Annotated in this window: 17 protein-coding genes and 2 pseudogenes; 3 read left to right on the top strand and 16 right to left on the bottom strand. The window is 71.0% G+C overall.

The features are described 5' to 3' along the window. Positions 1-29: 29 nt before the first annotated feature. The 10 genes and pseudogenes from der to mbhE all read right to left on the bottom strand — a co-directional run bounded on the left by der (position 30) and on the right by mbhE (position 9,272). Positions 30-1,451 carry a ribosome biogenesis GTPase Der gene (gene der, locus BJF85_RS05765; RefSeq protein WP_075846073.1) on the bottom strand — a complete coding sequence of 474 codons (1,422 nt, stop codon included), beginning with the start codon at positions 1,449-1,451 and terminating at the stop codon, positions 30-32. Positions 1,452-1,454: 3 nt separating this feature from the next. Continuing rightward, positions 1,455-2,135, bottom strand: coding sequence for a 1-acyl-sn-glycerol-3-phosphate acyltransferase (locus tag BJF85_RS05760; protein ID WP_075846072.1), 681 nt, complete (start codon positions 2,133-2,135; stop codon positions 1,455-1,457). Continuing rightward, positions 2,132-2,832, bottom strand: a pseudogene (gene cmk / locus BJF85_RS05755) ((d)CMP kinase). Before cmk ends, BJF85_RS05760 begins: the two are co-directional and overlap by 4 nt. Positions 2,833-2,923: 91 nt before the next feature. Further along, entirely contained in the window at positions 2,924-3,265 is a 342-nt protein-coding gene (gene mnhG, locus BJF85_RS05750; protein WP_075846071.1) for a monovalent cation/H(+) antiporter subunit G, read from the bottom strand. Beyond that, positions 3,262-3,528, bottom strand: a complete 267-nt coding sequence (locus BJF85_RS05745) for a monovalent cation/H+ antiporter complex subunit F (protein WP_075846070.1) — start codon at positions 3,526-3,528, stop codon at positions 3,262-3,264. Before BJF85_RS05745 ends, mnhG begins: the two co-directional genes overlap by 4 nt. A 5-nt stretch (positions 3,529-3,533) precedes the next feature. Further along, positions 3,534-4,295, bottom strand: coding sequence for a Na+/H+ antiporter subunit E (locus BJF85_RS05740; RefSeq protein ID WP_075846069.1), 762 nt, complete (start codon positions 4,293-4,295; stop codon positions 3,534-3,536). Continuing rightward, entirely contained in the window at positions 4,295-5,827 is a 1,533-nt protein-coding gene (locus BJF85_RS05735; protein ID WP_075846068.1) for a Na+/H+ antiporter subunit D, read from the bottom strand. Before BJF85_RS05735 ends, BJF85_RS05740 begins: the two co-directional genes overlap by 1 nt. Next, a pseudogene (locus BJF85_RS05730) lies at positions 5,824-6,296 on the bottom strand (Na(+)/H(+) antiporter subunit C). The gene BJF85_RS05735 and the pseudogene BJF85_RS05730 overlap by 4 nt, the downstream one beginning before the upstream one ends. Before the next feature lie 7 nt (positions 6,297-6,303). Further along, positions 6,304-6,876 carry an MnhB domain-containing protein gene (locus BJF85_RS05725; protein WP_075846067.1) on the bottom strand — a complete coding sequence of 191 codons (573 nt, stop codon included), beginning with the start codon at positions 6,874-6,876 and terminating at the stop codon, positions 6,304-6,306. Further along, the gene (mbhE, locus tag BJF85_RS05720; protein WP_075846066.1) at positions 6,873-9,272 is read right to left on the bottom strand and encodes a hydrogen gas-evolving membrane-bound hydrogenase subunit E; all 2,400 of its coding nucleotides are present in this window, start codon (positions 9,270-9,272) and stop codon (positions 6,873-6,875) included. The genes BJF85_RS05725 and mbhE overlap by 4 nt, the downstream gene beginning before the upstream one ends. 148 nt (positions 9,273-9,420) lie before the next feature. Here mbhE and BJF85_RS05715 point away from each other — a divergent pair, with 148 nt between their 5' ends. Together BJF85_RS05715 and BJF85_RS05710 are read left to right on the top strand one after the other, a co-directional pair. Further along, positions 9,421-9,903 (top strand): cation:proton antiporter regulatory subunit, encoded by a 483-nt coding sequence (locus BJF85_RS05715; RefSeq protein ID WP_075846108.1) that lies wholly within the window; start codon positions 9,421-9,423, stop codon positions 9,901-9,903. 3 nt (positions 9,904-9,906) lie between these two features. Further along, on the top strand, positions 9,907-11,088 hold the full coding sequence (locus BJF85_RS05710; protein WP_075846065.1) for a cation:proton antiporter: 1,182 nt from the start codon (positions 9,907-9,909) through the stop codon (positions 11,086-11,088). 39 nt (positions 11,089-11,127) lie between these two features. On the opposite strand, the gene BJF85_RS05705 is transcribed toward BJF85_RS05710, so the two are convergent. From BJF85_RS05705 to xerD, 6 genes are all read right to left on the bottom strand, one after another. Continuing rightward, positions 11,128-11,868 (bottom strand): pseudouridine synthase, encoded by a 741-nt coding sequence (locus BJF85_RS05705; protein ID WP_075846064.1) that lies wholly within the window; start codon positions 11,866-11,868, stop codon positions 11,128-11,130. Next, positions 11,858-12,580 carry an SMC-Scp complex subunit ScpB gene (gene scpB, locus BJF85_RS05700; RefSeq protein ID WP_075846107.1) on the bottom strand — a complete coding sequence of 241 codons (723 nt, stop codon included), beginning with the start codon at positions 12,578-12,580 and terminating at the stop codon, positions 11,858-11,860. Before scpB ends, BJF85_RS05705 begins: the two co-directional genes overlap by 11 nt. A 53-nt stretch (positions 12,581-12,633) precedes the next feature. Continuing rightward, the gene (locus tag BJF85_RS05695; RefSeq protein WP_075846063.1) at positions 12,634-13,542 is read right to left on the bottom strand and encodes a ScpA family protein; all 909 of its coding nucleotides are present in this window, start codon (positions 13,540-13,542) and stop codon (positions 12,634-12,636) included. After that, positions 13,542-14,075 (bottom strand): hypothetical protein, encoded by a 534-nt coding sequence (locus BJF85_RS05690; protein WP_075846062.1) that lies wholly within the window; start codon positions 14,073-14,075, stop codon positions 13,542-13,544. The genes BJF85_RS05695 and BJF85_RS05690 overlap by 1 nt, the downstream gene beginning before the upstream one ends. Further along, a complete protein-coding gene (locus BJF85_RS05685; RefSeq protein ID WP_255375410.1) occupies positions 14,072-14,980 on the bottom strand; it encodes a ParA family protein in 909 nt (302 codons plus the stop codon). Before BJF85_RS05685 ends, BJF85_RS05690 begins: the two co-directional genes overlap by 4 nt. Positions 14,981-15,106: 126 nt before the next feature. Continuing rightward, a complete protein-coding gene (gene xerD, locus BJF85_RS05680) occupies positions 15,107-16,039 on the bottom strand; it encodes a site-specific tyrosine recombinase XerD (protein WP_075846106.1) in 933 nt (310 codons plus the stop codon). 107 nt (positions 16,040-16,146) lie between these two features. On the opposite strand from xerD, the gene BJF85_RS05675 reads away from it, so the two are divergent. Beyond that, on the top strand, positions 16,147-16,641 hold the full coding sequence (locus BJF85_RS05675; protein WP_083665996.1) for a DUF1707 domain-containing protein: 495 nt from the start codon (positions 16,147-16,149) through the stop codon (positions 16,639-16,641). Positions 16,642-16,647: the final 6 nt, after the last annotated feature.

Genomic DNA, 16,647 nt, shown 5'->3' with positions numbered 1-16,647 from the left:
CTCTTCCGATCGCCGCGGGCGTGTTCGACCTACCGCTGCTTCCTCGGCTTCTTCTCGCGCACCCGCACGTTGATCCGCACGGGCGAACCGGGAAAGCCGAAGCGCTCCCGGAACTTGCGCTCGACGAACCGGCGGTACCCGGCCTCGAGGAAGCCCGTTGTGAACAACACCAACGTGGGCGGTCGGATTCCCGCCTGCGTGGCGAACAGCACCTTCGGCTGCTTCCCGCCGCGCACGGGCGGCGGCGTCGCGGCCACCAGGTCGGACAGCCAGCTGTTGAGCTGACCGGTGGGCACCCGCTGGTCCCAGGACTCGAGCGCCGTGCGCAGCGCCGGTGCGAGCTTGCGCACCGCACGGCCCGTCAGGGCCGACACGTTGACCCGCTCGGCCCACGGCACCCGCACCAGGCCGCGGTCCAGCTCACGTTCGAGCTGATACCTGCGGTCCTCGTCGACGAGGTCCCACTTGTTGAACGCCAACACGAGCGCGCGGCCCGACTCTGCGACCATCGTGATGATCCGCAGGTCCTGTTCGGACAGTGGTTCGCTGGAATCCAGCAGGACGATCACGACCTCGGCGGAGTCGATCGCCGTCTTCGTGCGCAGCGACGCGTAGTACTCCATGCCGCTGGCCGTCTGCACGCGCTTGCGCAGACCCGCGGTGTCGACGAACCGCCACGGCTGCCCGTCGAGTTCGACGAGCGAGTCGACGGGGTCGACGGTGGTGCCGGCGACATCGTCCACAACAGACCGCTCTTCGCCGGTGAGTTTGTTGAGCAGGCTCGATTTGCCCACGTTGGGCTTGCCGACGAGGGCGACCCGGCGCGGCCCGGTCGCCCCGCCGAACCTCTCCCGCGGCGCCTCCGGCAGGGCCGCCATGATCGCGTCGAGCAGGTCGCCGGAACTGCGGCCGTGCAAGGCACTGACCGGGAGCGGCTCGCCCAGTCCGAGCGACCACAGCGACGCCGTCTCGGCGATCAGCCGCTGGTCGTCGACCTTGTTCGCCGCGAGGATCACGGGCCGCTTCGACCGGCGCAGCACCTTCGCGACGGCCTCGTCGGTCGCCGTGGCGCCCACGGTCGCGTCGACCACCAGCAGCACGGCGTCCGCCGTGGACATCGCCATCTCGGCCTGCGCGGCCACCGACCCCTGCAGGCCGTCGGCGTCGGGTTCCCACCCGCCGGTGTCGACGAGCGTGAACCGCCTGCCGCCCCACAGCGCGTCGTAGGCCACGCGGTCGCGGGTCACGCCCGGCACGTCCTGCACGACGGCCTCACGGCGTCCCAGGATGCGGTTGACCAGGGTCGACTTGCCCACGTTGGGCCTGCCGACCACGGCCAGCACCGGCTGCGCCGCGACGGCTCCCTCGTCGTCGGTCCCCGCCTGCTCACCCAGCTCGTCGAGCGTGGCGAACTCGGCCTCGTCGGACCACGTGCCGTCTGCTTCGGTCATGTCTTACTGCTTCTCTTCCCTGTCGCTGGTTCTGGTCGCATCCACCGATGCGACCAGATCGGCGAGCGCTGTGCGCAGGCGCTCGGTGGCCTCGGCCAGGCCGCTGCGCCCACGTTCGACGTCGAGTGCGAACGGTTCTCCGGCCACCACGTCCACCACCGGACGCAGCCGCCTGCGGGTGTCCTCCGGGGGACGCAACGTGCCGCGCACCGCGAGCGGCTGCACCACGGCGCCGGACATCCGCACGAGCCACGCCGCACCATGATGCGCCGAACTCACGTCCCCCGCACCGCGCGTGCCCTCGGGAAACACTCCCACGAGCCCGCCGTCGCGCAGCACCCCGGTCGCCGTCGTCAGTGCGGTGCGGTCCGGCGCTCCCCGGTTGACGGGCACCTGGCCGATCCTGCGCAGCCACGGGCCCGCGGCGCCCTCGAACATCTCGTCCTTCACCAGGAACACCGAACGGCGCGGCAATAATCCGAAGATCAGCTGCGGTTCGATCATCGTGCTGTGATTCGCGATCAGCACCACCGGTCCGGTGCGCGGCACGCGATCCATACCTTCGACCCGCAACCGGTACGCGGGCCGGTACAACTGCCGCGCGATCCCTCGTCCGAGGTCGTGCAGCCACGGCACGGACCCGTCCGGCAGTCCGGTTCCCCGGCCGCCGTCGGCAGCGGTCACCGGCGTGCCTCCGCCGTCTGCTCGAGCAGCCCCCGCCCGCGCGCGAGCTCCGTCAGCTCCGCCAGCACCTGCTCGATCGACAGTTCCGACGTGTCGAGCACGTCGCGTCGTCGGCGGCGCGCAGCGGCGATGCGGCCCTGCTGGAGTCGAGCTGGTCGCGGCGCTGCACCGACGCCAGCACCGCCGCCTCGTCGGCGGGCCGGCCGGCTGCGGTGTCCTGCGCGCCGCGGCGCGCGGCCCGCACCTCCGCCGAGGCGGTGAGGAACACCTTCAACGGGGCGTCGGGGGCGACCACGGTGCCGATGTCGCGGCCGTCGACGACCACGCCGCCGACCCGCTCCACCGTCTCGGCGATGAGCGCCCGCTGCCTGCGCACCAACAGCTCCCGCACGGCGGGCACGGCCGAGACCGCCGACACCGCGGCGTCGACCCGCGCGGTGCGGATCGCCTCGCCGACGTCGGTGCCGTCGAGCCGCGCGGCCGGGGCCTCGGGATCCGTCGCGACGTCCAGCGTCAGCCCCTCGGCCAGGGCGGCGACCGCGTCCGCGTCCTCGGTGTCGACGCCGGCGTCGAGCACGGCCAACGTCACGAGGCGGTACATCGCCCCCGTGTCGAGGAATCCGGCGCCGAGGGCGGCCGCCAACTTGCGCGCCACGGTGGTCTTGCCGGTGCCCGACGGCCCGTCGAGCGCAACCACACCGCGTAGGGCTCCCGTCACCGACGTCTCTCCTCGCTACTCGCCTGCGTGTGCCGCCGAACGGCTACCGTCGTCCCATTCTGCCTTCCGGTCACTTCCGGCCGGCACGCAGGCGTTCGGACAGCTCGTCGACGACGAGCGTCGAACGGTCGACCGCACCCGTCCGGTAGGTGGCGCGGCCGACCAGCTGCGACAGCACCGGCGTGGTGATCACCTGGAACATCGCCGCAACCAGCAGGCCCACGGCGTACTGCGGTTCGAGCCGCACGGCGGTGCCCGCGAGAATCAGCAGCAGACCCAACGTCTGCGGTTTCGTCGCGGCCTGCAGCCGGCTGAGGATGTCGGGCAGGCGCAGCATGCCCCACGCCCCGACCACGCAGAACAGCGCGCCGGAGATGAGCAGCACCGCGCTGATCCAGTCCACCACGGTCATCGGTACTCCTCCCTCCGCTCGACGAGCCGGACCACCGCGGCCGTCCCGATGAACCCGAGCAGCGCCACCACCACGAGCAGGGCGATGTAGATGCCGCGCAGCGACATCGCCATGCCCACCGACGTGCCGGCGACGATCAGCACCACCAGCACGTCCATGGCCAGGATGCGGTCCAGTGTCCGCGGGCCGCGGACGATGCGCACGAGGGTCAGCAGCGCCGCCAGGCTGAGCATCCCGAACGTGATCGCGTAGACGATGGTCATCCCGCTCATCGGTCCCCCTCCCGGCTCTCGGCCGACTCGGACCCGCCCTCGGTCCCGGCTCCCGCGGATCCGTCGGTCTCGGCAGCCTCGGGCTCGGCGCCGGAGGTGGTGTCGGAGGTGGGTTCGGCCTCGCGGTACGCCGCCTCCGACGCGGCGACCGCCTCGAGCGGCGCGGGCCGCTGGGGCTTGCACTCGGCGGACCGGTCCCGCTGGCGCTTCGCCTCCTCGGCACGCGCCTTCGCGGCGGGCGCCTCCTCGTCGTCGCCGAAGGCCCACACGACCACGCGCTGCAGGTCGATGACGTCGTCGTAGACCTTGTGCGTGTCCTCGGCGGTGCGCACGCCGGTCGCGTAGATGTACCAGATGCCGCCGGGCCGGTCGATCTGCAGGACGAACTTGCCGGGCGCGAACGACACGACGTTCGCGGCGGAGGCGATCACATGGTCGACGTCGGACAGCACGGGCACGGCGATGATGGCCGCCGACACGTGACCCCGTTCCCGCACCGTCTCGGCGAGGAACCGGTAGGCCGAGACAAACAGGTCGACCAGGACGTAGCCCGTGAGCGCGGCCAGCCGCAACGGCCTGCGGAAGATGTTCCACCGGTGCGACGGCAGCGGGAACAGCACGAGCACGATCAGCGCCACGATCAGCCCGTACAGCGCGGTGGCCACGTCGAACGAGCCCCACAGCAGCATCCACACGATCACGAGCCAGATCACCAGCGACGGCGCGACGCGGGTGCCGGGCATGCTGCGCCTGGGCATCAGCCGTTCCCCTCTCCGAGCACCGCCGCGCGGTAGCCCTCGTCGTGCAGCAGATCGTGGGCGGCGCGGTCACTCATGTCGGCCAGCGGTCCCGCGAACACGGCGATCAGCACGCTCGCCAGCACCAGCCCGCCCGTCGCGCCGAGCATCGCCGGCGAGGTCGAACCGGTGCCCACGGTCACGTCGTCGTTCGGGTCGGGATCGGGCGACGGTTCGACCCGCGGTCCCCAGAACGCCCCGACCCAGATCTTGGTGACGGCGTAGAGGGTCAGCAGGCTCGCCACGATGACGCCGACGGTCGCGGCGATGGCCATCGGGGTGCCGGCCTCGGCGCCGCCCTGCAGCAACGCGATCTTGGCGACGAAGCCGGAGAACGGCGGGATGCCGCCCAGGCTCATCGCGGGGATCGCGAACAGCACGGCCACCAGCGGATAGGCCTTGGCGACGCCGGACATCGTCTTCAACGACACCGTGCCGGTATGTCGGGTCACCAGACCGCTCACCAGGAACAGCGCGCCCTGCACGGTGATGTGGTGGACGACGTAGAGGATCACGCCGGCCATGCCGATCACGTTGAACAGCGCGAGGCCGAAGATCATGTAGCCGATGTGGCTGACCAGCAGGAACGACAGCATCCGGTTGAGGTCGTTCTGCGCGATCGCGCCGAGCGCGCCGACGATCATCGTCACGAGCGCGAGGCCGAGCAGCACGGACCAGCTGTCGTCGTGGACGAACACGAGCGTCTGGGTGCGGATCAGCGCGTAGATGCCGACCTTGGTCAGCAGCGCGGCGAACACGGCCGTGATCGGGGCCGGCGCCGTCGGATAGCTGTCGGGCAGCCAGAAGTGCAGCGGCACGAGGGCCGCCTTGATGCCGAACACGATCACGATGAACAGCGCCAGGCTGGACTGCACACCGGCGGGCAGCTGCGCGATGTGCTCGGGCAGCGCGGCCAGGTTGACCGTGCCCGTGGCCGTGTAGACCAGGGCGATCATCGTGATGAACAGCAGCGACGAGGTGAGGCTGACGATCACGTACGTCACGCTCGGCTTCACCCGCTGCGCCGTCACGCGTCGCGTGATGAGCACGTACGAGGCGCCGAGCATGATCTCGAACGCGACGAACAGGTTGAACAGGTCGCTCGTCAGGTACGCCAGCGACACACCCGAGCACAGCACGAGGTACATCGGGTGGAACGCCGTCGAGGCGGTCTTGCGCCCGTAGTCGGTGATGCGCTGGCCGATCGAGAAGATCAGCACCGCGAGCGTGACGATCGCCGACACCAGCAGCAACAGCGCCGCCAGCCGGTCGGCCACGAGCGTGATGCCGAACGGCGGGCCGTAGTCGCCGAGGCGCAGCACGACCGGGCCGTTGCTGTCGGCCTGCACGAGCAGCACCGCCGCGGCCCCGGCGATCGCCGTGAGCACCGTGACGCCCAGCAGGCGCTGCACGAGCGGCGAACGGCCGGCGATGAGCGACACGGCCGCCGCGAGCAGCGGCAGCAGGACGGGAAGTCCGACGAGGAAGGTCATCGCAGCCTCGCCTCCTCGTCGTCCTCACCGGGCCGGCTCTCCGGTGCCTCGGGTGCCTCGAAACCGGCGACCCGTTCACCGTCGGCGGCTTCGTCCTCGCTCTCCTGCGCGGCCCGTTCGGCCTCGGCGATGCGCCGGTCCTCGACGTCGTCCTGGACCTCGTCGTGCCCGAGCAGCGCCCACGAGCGGTAGGCCAGGGCGAGCAGGAAGGTGATCAGCGCGAACGTGATGACGATGGCCGTGAGCGCCAGCGCCTGCGGCAGCGGGTCGACCATGTCGTCGATCGGACCGGTGCCCACGAAGGTCGGCTCCCCCGGCGGCCGCCTGCCACCTGCAGAAACAGGTTCGCCCCGTGGCCGAGGAGCACGATCCCGAGGATCACGCGCATGAGCGAACGCTGCATCAACAGGTAGAAGCCGGCCGCGTACAGCACCGCGAGGGTGATGGCCATGGTGATGTTGATGGTCACGGCGGCCTCACCCTCTCTCTTCGTCGAGTTCTTCGCCGTCCACGCCGGGTCCGCCGACCTCGGTGCCCCCGCCCATCGTGCGCAGCAGGTCCACCACGGTGCCGACGATCAGCAGGTAGACGCCGAGGTCGAGCAGCAGGTTCGAGGCCAACTTGACCTCACCGAGCACCGGCACCTCGTAGATCCAGATGCCGGAGGCGAGCACGCTCTCGCCGAACAGCACCGGCACGAGCGCGGTGAGCACGGCGATCGCCAGGCCGACGCCGATGACCACGGGTGGGCGCACGCGTACGGCCATCGCCAGTTCGGCGCTGCCGCCGGCGATGTAGCGCAGCACGAACGCCAGACCGCCGACCACGCCGCCGCTGAACCCGCCGCCTGCGTCGTTGTGTCCCGCGATCAGCAGATACACCGAGAACACCAGCACCGTCGGGAACAGCACGCGGGCCAGCACCTCGAGCAGCATCGACCGCGGCCAGGAGTAGGTGTCCTGCTCGGTCATCAGCCAGCGTTCGCGGGGCTTGTCCCATTCGGTCCACGGCACCGGGTCGCGGGCCTCGTCGGAGCGGCGGTCGGTCACGACCTCACCTCCGGCGTGTCGACTGCAGGACTGTCGGGACCGTCGGGACCGCCGGTACCGCCGGCGACCATGGCGGTCCCGTCCTCGCTGTCGGCGTCGGTCCCGTCGTCGGCGTCGCGCTTGCGCGAGCGCGCCAGGATGAGGCTGGCCGCGCCGGTGGCCGCGATGACGAGGACGACGATCTCGCCGATCGTGTCCAGTGCCCGGAACTCGACGATGATCGCGTTGACGACGTTCGTCGCGCCCGCCGAGTCCTCGGCGCGCTCGATGTACTCGCGGCTCGCCGCGGGCATGCCCGAGGTGTAGCCGGAGTACAGCACGGCGAGCACGGCCACGAACACGCCCGCGACGCCGGCGATCACGCCCTTGGCCCACCGGCCGTGCACGTACGCCTTGTCCTCGGTGAAGCGCGGCGGGAACCGGCGGATCACGAAGACGAACACGACGATGGTGACGGTCTCGACGAGGAACTGCACCAACGCGAGGTCGGCGCCCCCGTCGAGGACGAACCAGGCGCCGATGCCGTAGCCGACGACGCCGGCGAGCAGCACGGCGGTGAGCCTGCGCCGGGCGATCACGGCGGTGACGGCGGCGATCATGATCAGCAGCGTGACCGGGATCTGCAGCCAGTTGTCGTAGAGGCGCAGCGGCCCGAACTCGACATCCCCGGACAGCAGGCCCGCGCCGGGCACGACGACGAGGGTGACGAGCGTGATGCCCAGGTAGACCGGCAGCGAGCCGACCTGGATGCGGCCGGTCACGCCCTGCGCCACGGACTCGATGCCCTCGACCGCCTTGGTGTACCAGGTCTGGGCGTGCAGGGCCTTCGGCACGTGTCCGCCCAGGCGCTGCACGCCGGCGAAGCGGTGCACGAGGAGACCGGCGACGATGACGGCGGCGCTGATGAACAGCGGCGGGGTGAAGCCGTGCCAGAGGGCGAGGTGGTAGTCGGGGGCCGGGCCGAAGCCGCCGGCGTACCCGGCCACGATCGGCTCGATGAGCCCCGGCGTGACCGCGAGCACCAACCCGGCCAGCGACGGGATCGCGACCAGGCCGGTCATGAAGCGCCCGCACCGCACGGCCGGAGCCGGCTCCATGTCGGGTTTGGTGCCGAACGCCCCGCGCAGGAAGCGCAGGCTGTAGACGACGGTCAGCACGGAGCCGATCGCGACGCCGATGCCCACCAGGAGGTCGACGGGGTCGCCGTGGAAGGTCGCCTCGAGTGCGGCCTCCTTGCCGACGAAGCCCAGCAGCGGCGGCAGGCCCGCCATCGACATCAGCGACAGCGTGGCCATGGCCGCCAGGAACCGCCACTGCCGGCCGAGGCCGGACAGCTCGCGGACGTCGCGGGTGCCCGCGCGCTTGTCGATGATGCCGACGGTCAGGAACAGCGCCGACTTGAACAATCCGTGCGCGAGGATCAGCGTGCCCGCCGCGAGTGCCGACAGCCACGTGCCCGTCCCGACCAGCACCATCAGCAGGCCGAGCTGGCTGACCGTGCCGTAGGCCAGCAGCGTCTTGAGGTCGTACTGACGCAGCGCGCGGAACCCGCCGAGCAGCATCGTCCACAGACCGCAGACGACGATCGGGATCCACCACGCGGGATGATCGGCGAATCCGGGCGCGAACCGCGCGACGAGGTAGACGCCGGCCTTCACCATCGCGGCGGCGTGCAGGTAGGCGCTGACCGGGGTCGGCGCGACCATCGCGGTGGGCAGCCACGGGTGGAACGGCACCTGCGCCGACTTGGTCAGCGCGCCGACGATGATCAGCACCAGCGCGGCGGTGACCATCGCGCCCGAGGGCGGGTCGGCGAGGATCTCCGAGATGCGGAACGTGCCCGCCGCGGTGCCCAGGAAGATCAGGCCCAGCAACAGCGACAGCCCGCCCAGCACCGTCACCAGCAGCGCCTGGGTCGCGGAGTTCCGCAGACGTTTCGCGATGCCGTCCCCGCCGACGAGCAGGAACGAGGCGATCGTGGTGATCTCCCAGAACAGGTACAGGGAGATGACGTCGTCGGCCAGGACGAGGCCCAGCATCGCGCCGGCGAACGTGACCAGCAGTGCCGAGTCGCGGGCGGCCGTGCGGTGGTCGTCGGGCTTGGCGTACCGGGAGTAGTAGCAGAGCACGACCGTGCCGACCCCGCTGACCAGCAGGATCATCAACAGGGCGAGCTCGTCGAACCGGGCCGTGAACTCGAGGCCGATGACGGGAGCCCACGCGAGCGTCTCGAGCGGAGGGTTGCCGCCGATCGCCTCGCCCGCCCTGCTCAGCGCGTACGCCAGGGTCGCGGCGGGGGCGATCGCGCCGATGAGGAAGACGACCCGGCCGAACCGATTTGCGAGCGAAGGAAGGACCGCAGCGAGCACGAAGTGCGCCACGATCGCCACCAGCACTCGGCTTCACCATCCCTCGGTCGGCCCTGTAATACGGACATCTTACAAAGTGGCTGATCACCCCGCGCGACCGGCCAGAATGGACGGTCCACCCGCGACCGGCCCGACCGCGGTGCCACCAGTGCGTTCGAGGGTTACCGTGGAACACGTGAACGTCGAAGTGACTCCACTTCCGGGCATCGGCGTCCGGAAGGAATTCGCGGCCGAGAACGGCCGCCGGGTAGGTGTCATCAACCACCGCGACGGCGCGATCGAGCTGATCGTGTCGAAGTCGGACGATCCGGACGCCTGCCTCGCCTCGCTGCCGCTGACGACCGACGAGGCCGGCGCATTGGCGAACCTGCTCGGCGCCCCGCAACTGGTCGCGCAGCTGACCGAGGAGCACCGGGAGCTGCCGGGCATCAACACCCGCCAACTCGCCGTCAAAGCCGGATCCCCGTACGACGGGCGCGCGCTCGCCGAGGCGCAGATCCGCACCCGCACCGGGGTGTCGGTGGTCGCGGTGATGCGTGCCGGCCAGGTCCAGGCCTCCCCCGCACCGGACTTCACGTTCACGGCGGGCGACCTGATCGTCGCGGTCGGCACGGCCGAGGGGCTGGACGCGGCGGCGAAGATCCTCCAGCACGGATAGCGCGTGGACCACACGGCGCTCGCCCTGATCGAGCTCGGCGCGGTCTTCTTCCTGCTCGGCGTGCTGGGCAGGGTGGCGCAGCGCATCGGCATGTCGCCGTTCCCGCTCTATCTCGTGGGCGGGCTGTGCTTCGGCGAGGGTGGTCTGATCCAGCTCGGCGACATCAGCCAGTTCACGCATCTGGCGAGCGAGATCGGCGTCGTCCTGCTGCTGTTGCTGCTGGGTCTGGAGTACTCGGCGACCGAATTGGTCACCGGGATGCGCCGGTCGTGGCTGGCGGGCGTCGTGGACCTCGTGTTGAACGCGGCCCCGGGCGCGATCGTGGCGCTGATGCTCGGCTGGGGCCCGATCGGCGCGCTCGTGCTCGCCGGCGTCACCTACATCTCCTCGTCGGGCATCGTCGCGAAGGTGCTCAGCGACCTGGGCCGGCTCGGTAACCGGGAGACGCCCGTCGTGCTGTCGATCCTCGTGTTCGAGGACCTGGCGATGGCGCTCTACCTGCCGATCCTCACCGCGGTCCTGGGCGGGGTGAGCCTGCTCGGCGGGTTCACGGCGGTCGGCATCTCGCTGTTGGTCATCTCGGTCGTGCTGGTCGTGGCCATCAAGTACGGCCGGTTCGTCTCCGCGATCGTCGACAGCGACGACCGCGAGGTCTTCCTGCTGCGCGTGCTCGGCGCGGCCCTGCTCGTGGCAGGCGTGGCGTCGGCGCTGCAGGTGTCGGCCGCGGTCGGGGCGTTCCTGCTGGGCATCGCGATCTCGGGGTCGACGGCCGAGAACGCCACGAAACTCCTCGAACCGCTGCGCGACCTGTTCGCCGCCCTGTTCTTCGTGGTGTTCGGCCTCAACACCGACCCGGCGTCGATCCCGCCGGTGCTGCTGTGGGCCGTCGTGCTCGCGGTCGTGACGACGGCGACCAAGGTCGCCACCGGCTGGTGGGCCGCCGGCCGGTCCGGCGTCGGCCGGCTAGGCCGGGCCAGGGCGGGCGCGGCACTGGTGCCGCGCGGCGAGTTCTCGATCGTCATCGCCGGACTCGCCGTGGCCGCGGGCGCCGTCGAGGGCGAACTCGCGGCGCTCGCGACCACCTACGTCCTGCTGATGGCGTTCATCGGGCCGATCGCCGCCCGTGTCGTCGAACCGGTGGCCCGGCGGGTCACCAACCGCACCGCACCGCAGACCCCCGCATGAGGCGCCGATCCGTCCGGCGATGGTCAGGATTCGGCCGGGTCAGGACTCGACGATCTTGTAGAGCGAACCGATCTCCTTGCGGTTCAGCCTGCGGATCGCACCGGGCTTGGTCTGCCCGAGCAGCACCTCGCCGACCTGCGTCCGGACCAGCTTGCGCACCGGGTGGCCGACCTCGCGCAGCAGGCGGCGCACGATGTGCTTGCGTCCCTCGTGCAGCACGACCTCGATGAGCGTGCGACCCGCCTGCACGTCCTTGACGCGGAACTCGTCCACCCGGACCGGACCGTCGTCGAGCTCGATCCCGGCGCGCAGCCGCTTGCCCAGACCGCGCGGCACGGTGCCGTCGACCTCGGCCAGGTACGTCTTCGCCACCTTGTACGACGGGTGCATCAGCTTGTTCGCCAGATCACCGTCGTTGGTCAGCAGCAGCAGACCCTCTGTCTCGGCGTCGAGCCTGCCGACGTGGAACAGGCGCTCCTTGCGGTCGCGGACGTAGTCGCCGACGCACAGCCTGCCCTCCTCGTCGGACATCGTGCTGTGCACGCCCTTCGGCTTGTTCATCGCGAGGTACACGTGCTCGTCGTCGACGATCACCCGCATACCGTCCACGTGAATCACCGCGGTGTCGGGGTCGACCCGCCTGCCGAGCTCGCGGACGGTCTCGCCGTCGACGCTGACCCGCCCCTGCGAGATCAGCTCCTCCGACGCGCGGCGCGAGGCCACGCCCGCCTGCGCGAGCACCTTCTGCAGGCGAACCCCTTCGGGGTTGCTAGATGTCATCGATCGAATCCACTTCGGGTAGCAAGGGCGCGATGGGCGGCAGGTCGTTCAACGACTCCAGGCCCAACCGCTCGAGGAACAGCTCGGTCGTCACGTACAGGGTGCCGCCGGTTTCGCCGTCGGTCCCGGTCTCCTCGATCAGACCGCGTTGTACGAGCGTACGGATGACCCCGTCGACGTTCACACCGCGTACCGCCGCGACCCGCGACCGCGTGACCGGCTGGCGGTAGGCGATCACGGCGAGGGTCTCCAACGCCGCCCTGGTCAACTTCGACCGCTGGCCGTCGAGCAGCAGTTTCTCGACGAACGGGGCGTAGGTGTCGCGCGTGTACAGTCGCCAGCCCTCGCCCGAACGGCGCAGGTCGATACCACGGCCGGCGTCGGTGTAGTCCTCGGCCATCGTCCGCAGGACCTCGGTGACCCGGTCGACCGGCTGCTCCAACGCCCCGGCGAGGGTCTCCTCGTCGACGGGCGTGTCGACCACCAGCAGCATCGCCTCGAGCGCCGAGACGAGCGTGTCGTGCTCCTCGACGTCCGGCAGCGCCCGGTCCTGCGCCACCGCGACGAGACTCGTGTCCTCCTCGCCACCGGCCTCGGGTGCTTCGGCCTCGCCGGCCTCGGCCTCGGCGGGGTCGGTGTCGACCGGCCCGGGTGCCTCGGCGTCGGCAGGCGTCGTGTCGCCGGCCTCGGCAGGGTCGGTGTCGACGGGCACGGCCGGTTCGGTCTCGGTCGGCGTGTCGGCGCCCTCGATGTCGTGTGGCTCGCTCACCCGTACTCCTCGTCCTCCGTCATCGCGGCGCGGTCGGCCTCGGCCTGCGCGGCCGCCTCCTCGACCGACCCGCCGGTCCAGCGCACATGCAGTTCGGACAGCGCTTCCTCCTGCTCGAAGGTGACCGTCTTCTCGCGGTACAGATCGAGCAGGGCCAGGAACCGGGCAACGACCTCGATCGTGTGCTCGCAGTCCGAGACGAGGTCGCTGAACGTCCCGCCGCCGCGTTCGGCCAGGCGCAGCCGCAGGAGGGCGGCGTGCTCGCGCACCGACACGGCACCCATGTGCAGATGGCCCAGCGAGACCTCGGGCACCGGCTTGGGGCGGAACACGCCGACGGCGAGGTCGGCGAAGCGCTCCGGGGTGACGCCGAGCATCACCTCCGGCAGCAGGCCGAGGTAGCGCTCCTCGAGCGACACCGATCGCGGATACCGCCGCAGCGCCCCGGCCTCGAGCTCGCCGAACAGCGCCGCGACCTGCTTGTACGCGCGGTACTGCAGCACCCGGGCGAACAGCAGGTCCCGCGCCTCGAGCAGGGCGAGGTCGTCCTCGTCCTCCACGTCGCCGGCGGGCAGCAGCCGGGCGGCCTTCAGATCCAGCAGGGTCGCCGCGACGACGAGGAACTCGGTGGTCTCGTCGAGGTCCCATTCCTGGCCGAGCGAGCGGGTGTGCGCGATGAAGTCGTCGGTGACCTGGTGCAGGGCGACCTCGGTGACGTCCAGCTGGTGCTGCGAGATCAGCTGCAACAGCAGGTCGAACGGGCCCTCGAAGTTGGCCAGGCGCACCTGGAACTTCGACGCCCCGCTCGATTCGTCGGCGTCGTCGTCGGTACCCGTCGACGTCTGCGCCGTCTCGGGTACCTCGTCGTCGCCGGCGTCCGGCTGGGGCGGTGCCCCCTGGTCCATCAGTTCGCGGCTTCCTGCCCGTCGAGATCACCGTCGCGGAGCCGGTTGACGAGCACCGAGTCGTCGCCGTGCTCCTCGAAGTCGGCGAGCAGCACGGCCACGGCCTCGCGCACGATGCGGCCGCGGTCGACCGCGAGGTCGTGCGAGGCGCGCAGCGCGAGCCGGGTCTGCTCGATCGCCACGAGCTCGTCGCCGGACAGGTACACGGTGATCTTCGTGTCGTGCTTCTGCCGCCCGGATCCGCGCCTGCCCGCGTTGGTCGTCGCCAGACCGCGCGCGGACCTCGTGTCCGCGGGCTTGCCGGCACGGCCGTCCGGAGCGGCACCGTCCGAGCCGCCACGGCCGGAGCCGGCGCTGTCCGATCCGGACGCGGCACCGCCGGTGTCGGACGGTGCGGGATCCACCGATTCGGCCTCCGGCGCCGGAGCGGGCGCAGGCGGAACCGCCGGCGTCACGGCGCCGTCCCCGAACACGGGGTTGCTGGTACGGCGGAACAACTCGGACGCACCCGGGAGGGATGCTCGTTTGCTCACCGACCGATCACCTCACGCGCCAGCTGCCGGTACGCGGCGGCGCCGGCCGAGCGCGGGGCCCAGCGGGTGATCGGTTCTCCGGCCACAGTGGTCTCCGGGAACCGCACGGTGCGGTTGATGACCGTGTCGAACACGGTGTCGCCGAATGCCTCCACCACGCGCGCCATGACCTCCTTCGAATGCAGAGTCCTCGGGTCGAACATCGTGGCAAGAATGCCGGTGATGTCCAGTTTGGGGTTGAGCCGTTCGCGCACCTTATCGATGGTGTCGATCAGCAACGCCACGCCCCGCAGACTGAAGAACTCGCACTCCAGCGGGATGATCACGCCGTCGGACGCGGTGAGCGCGTTGACGGTGAGCAGCCCCAGCGACGGCTGGCAGTCGACAAGAACATAGTCGTACTGCTTCATCACGGGGTGCAGCACCCTCAGTAGCGTGTGCTCACGTCCGACCTCGGCGACCAGCTGAACCTCGGCCGCCGACAGGTCGATGTTGCTCGGCAACAGGTCGACGCCCTCGAGCTTCGTGTTCCGGATGACGCCGTCCACCGGCAGCGACCGCTCCATGATCACGTTGTAGACGCTCTGGTCGAGCTCGTGCGGCTGCACGCCGAGACCGACCGACAACGCGCCCTGCGGATCGAAGTCGACCAGCAACACGCGCCTGCCGTACTCGGCGAGCGCCGCGCCGAGGTTGATCGTCGAGGTGGTCTTGCCCACGCCGCCCTTCTGGTTACACATCGCCAGGACCGTGGCCGGTCCGTGCGACTGCAACTCCGGGGGTTCCGGGATCTCCCGAAGCGGTCGGCCCGTCGGCCCGAGCGGGACGTCGCCGTCCTTCGTCGCGCCGGCGGGCGCGTCGGTGCCGTGCGCGTCGGATCGCGCCGGGTGCTGGGAGGTCGACATAGGGCGGAAGCTCCTCCTTCGAGCAAGAACGGCGTCAGCCTAAGCGCCGAGTAGACATAGCGGCAAAGAGGCTCGCCGGGCAGGTCCGCGAGTTGACACCTTCGTCGGCAACGCCCGTCGTCGCTGCTACTGCAGGGCCCTCGGGTGCGCGGTGGCGTACACCTCGCGCAGCGTGTTGACGGTGACGAGCGTGTAGACCTGGGTCGTGGTCACCGAGGCGTGGCCGAGCAGCTCCTGCACGACGCGCACGTCGGCGCCGCCCTCGATGAGGTGCGTGGCGAACGAGTGGCGCAGGGTGTGCGGGGAGACGGTCGCGCTGATGCCGGCGCGTTCGGCCGCGGTCTTGAGCACGTGCCAGGCGCTCTGCCGGGACAGCCGGCCGCCACGGTTGTTGAGGAACACCGCCGCGGTACCCCGGCCGGATCGCGCGAGCACCGGCCGGGCCCGCACCAGGTAGGCATCCAGCGCCTCGAGCGCGGGTCTGCCCACGGGCACGAGGCGTTGCCGGCCGCCCTTGCCGTCGAGGATCACGGTCCGTTCGGTGGTGTCGATGTCGTCGACGTCGAGCCCCACGGCCTCGGAGATCCGCGCGCCGGTGGAGTACAGCAGTTCGAGCAGGGCCCGGTCCCGCAGCGGACGTTCGCCCTCCTCGCCGGGGGTCGCGAGCAGGCGCAGCACGTCGTCCACGGGCAGCGCCTTCGGCAGCCGGCGGGGCGGGGCCGGCGGGTGGACGTCGCGGGCGGGGTCGTGCTCGGTGATCCCGTCGGCGCAGGCGAACCGGTGCAGGCCGCGCACCGCGACGAGGGCTCGGGCCGCCGAGGACGCCGCGAGCGGCGGGTGGTCCTCGCTGCCCTCGCGCAGTGCGGCGCCGAACTCGGTGACGTGCGCCGGGCGGACCTCGGCGAGCTCCTCGACACCGGCGCCGGCGAGGAACGCCCCGTAGCGCCGCAGGTCCCGGGCGTAGCTGTCGAGCGTGTTGCGTGAGGTGCCGCGTTCGACCGCGAGGTGGTCCAGGTAGGTCGCCACGACCTGATGGACGGATCCTCGCGTGCGCGTCACGCCGGACACTGTAGAGGCAACGCTCGCCGGCGGGCGTGGTTTCGCCGCGGTGCGCCGACATGTCGCCGATGCCCACCGCCGGACGCCGGGCCCGGTACCGTCGGGGCATGGCGCAGGATCCGGAACAGCTGCGAATCGGCACCGCCGAGCGGGAGGAGGCCACGCAGGTCCTCTCCGAGCACTTCAGCGCGGGCAGATTGACCATCGCGGAGTACGACGAACGGGTCGGCGCCCTGGTCGCCGCCCAGACGCGGGCGGAGGTGCGCACGCAGTTCGAGGATCTGCCCGCACCGCATCCGGCGTTCCTGGCACCACCACTGCCGACGATGCCGCCGATGTCGCGGCATCCCGAACGCGATCCGCGCCCCGGCGCGGAAATGGTGACCTACTCGGAGAAGTCCAAGCTGGTCGCGGGCCTGCTGCAGCTGTTGCTGCCGTTCGGGGTCGGCCGGTTCTACACCGGCCACACCGGGGTCGCGGTCGCCCAGCTGTTCGTCACGATCGTCACGCTGGGCATGGGTGCGGTGTGGTCGTTCATCGACGGCATCATCCTGCTCGCCAGCGGCGGGGTCGACGGCAAGGGCCGCCGACTCCGCGAGTGACCGGAG

This window comes from Saccharomonospora sp. CUA-673, from assembly GCF_001942305.1.
In the GTDB taxonomy this organism is placed as follows: domain Bacteria; phylum Actinomycetota; class Actinomycetes; order Mycobacteriales; family Pseudonocardiaceae; genus Prauserella.
The sequence above is the reverse complement of the archived record's forward strand: the minus strand, read 5'-3'. Positions and strand labels throughout refer to the sequence as shown.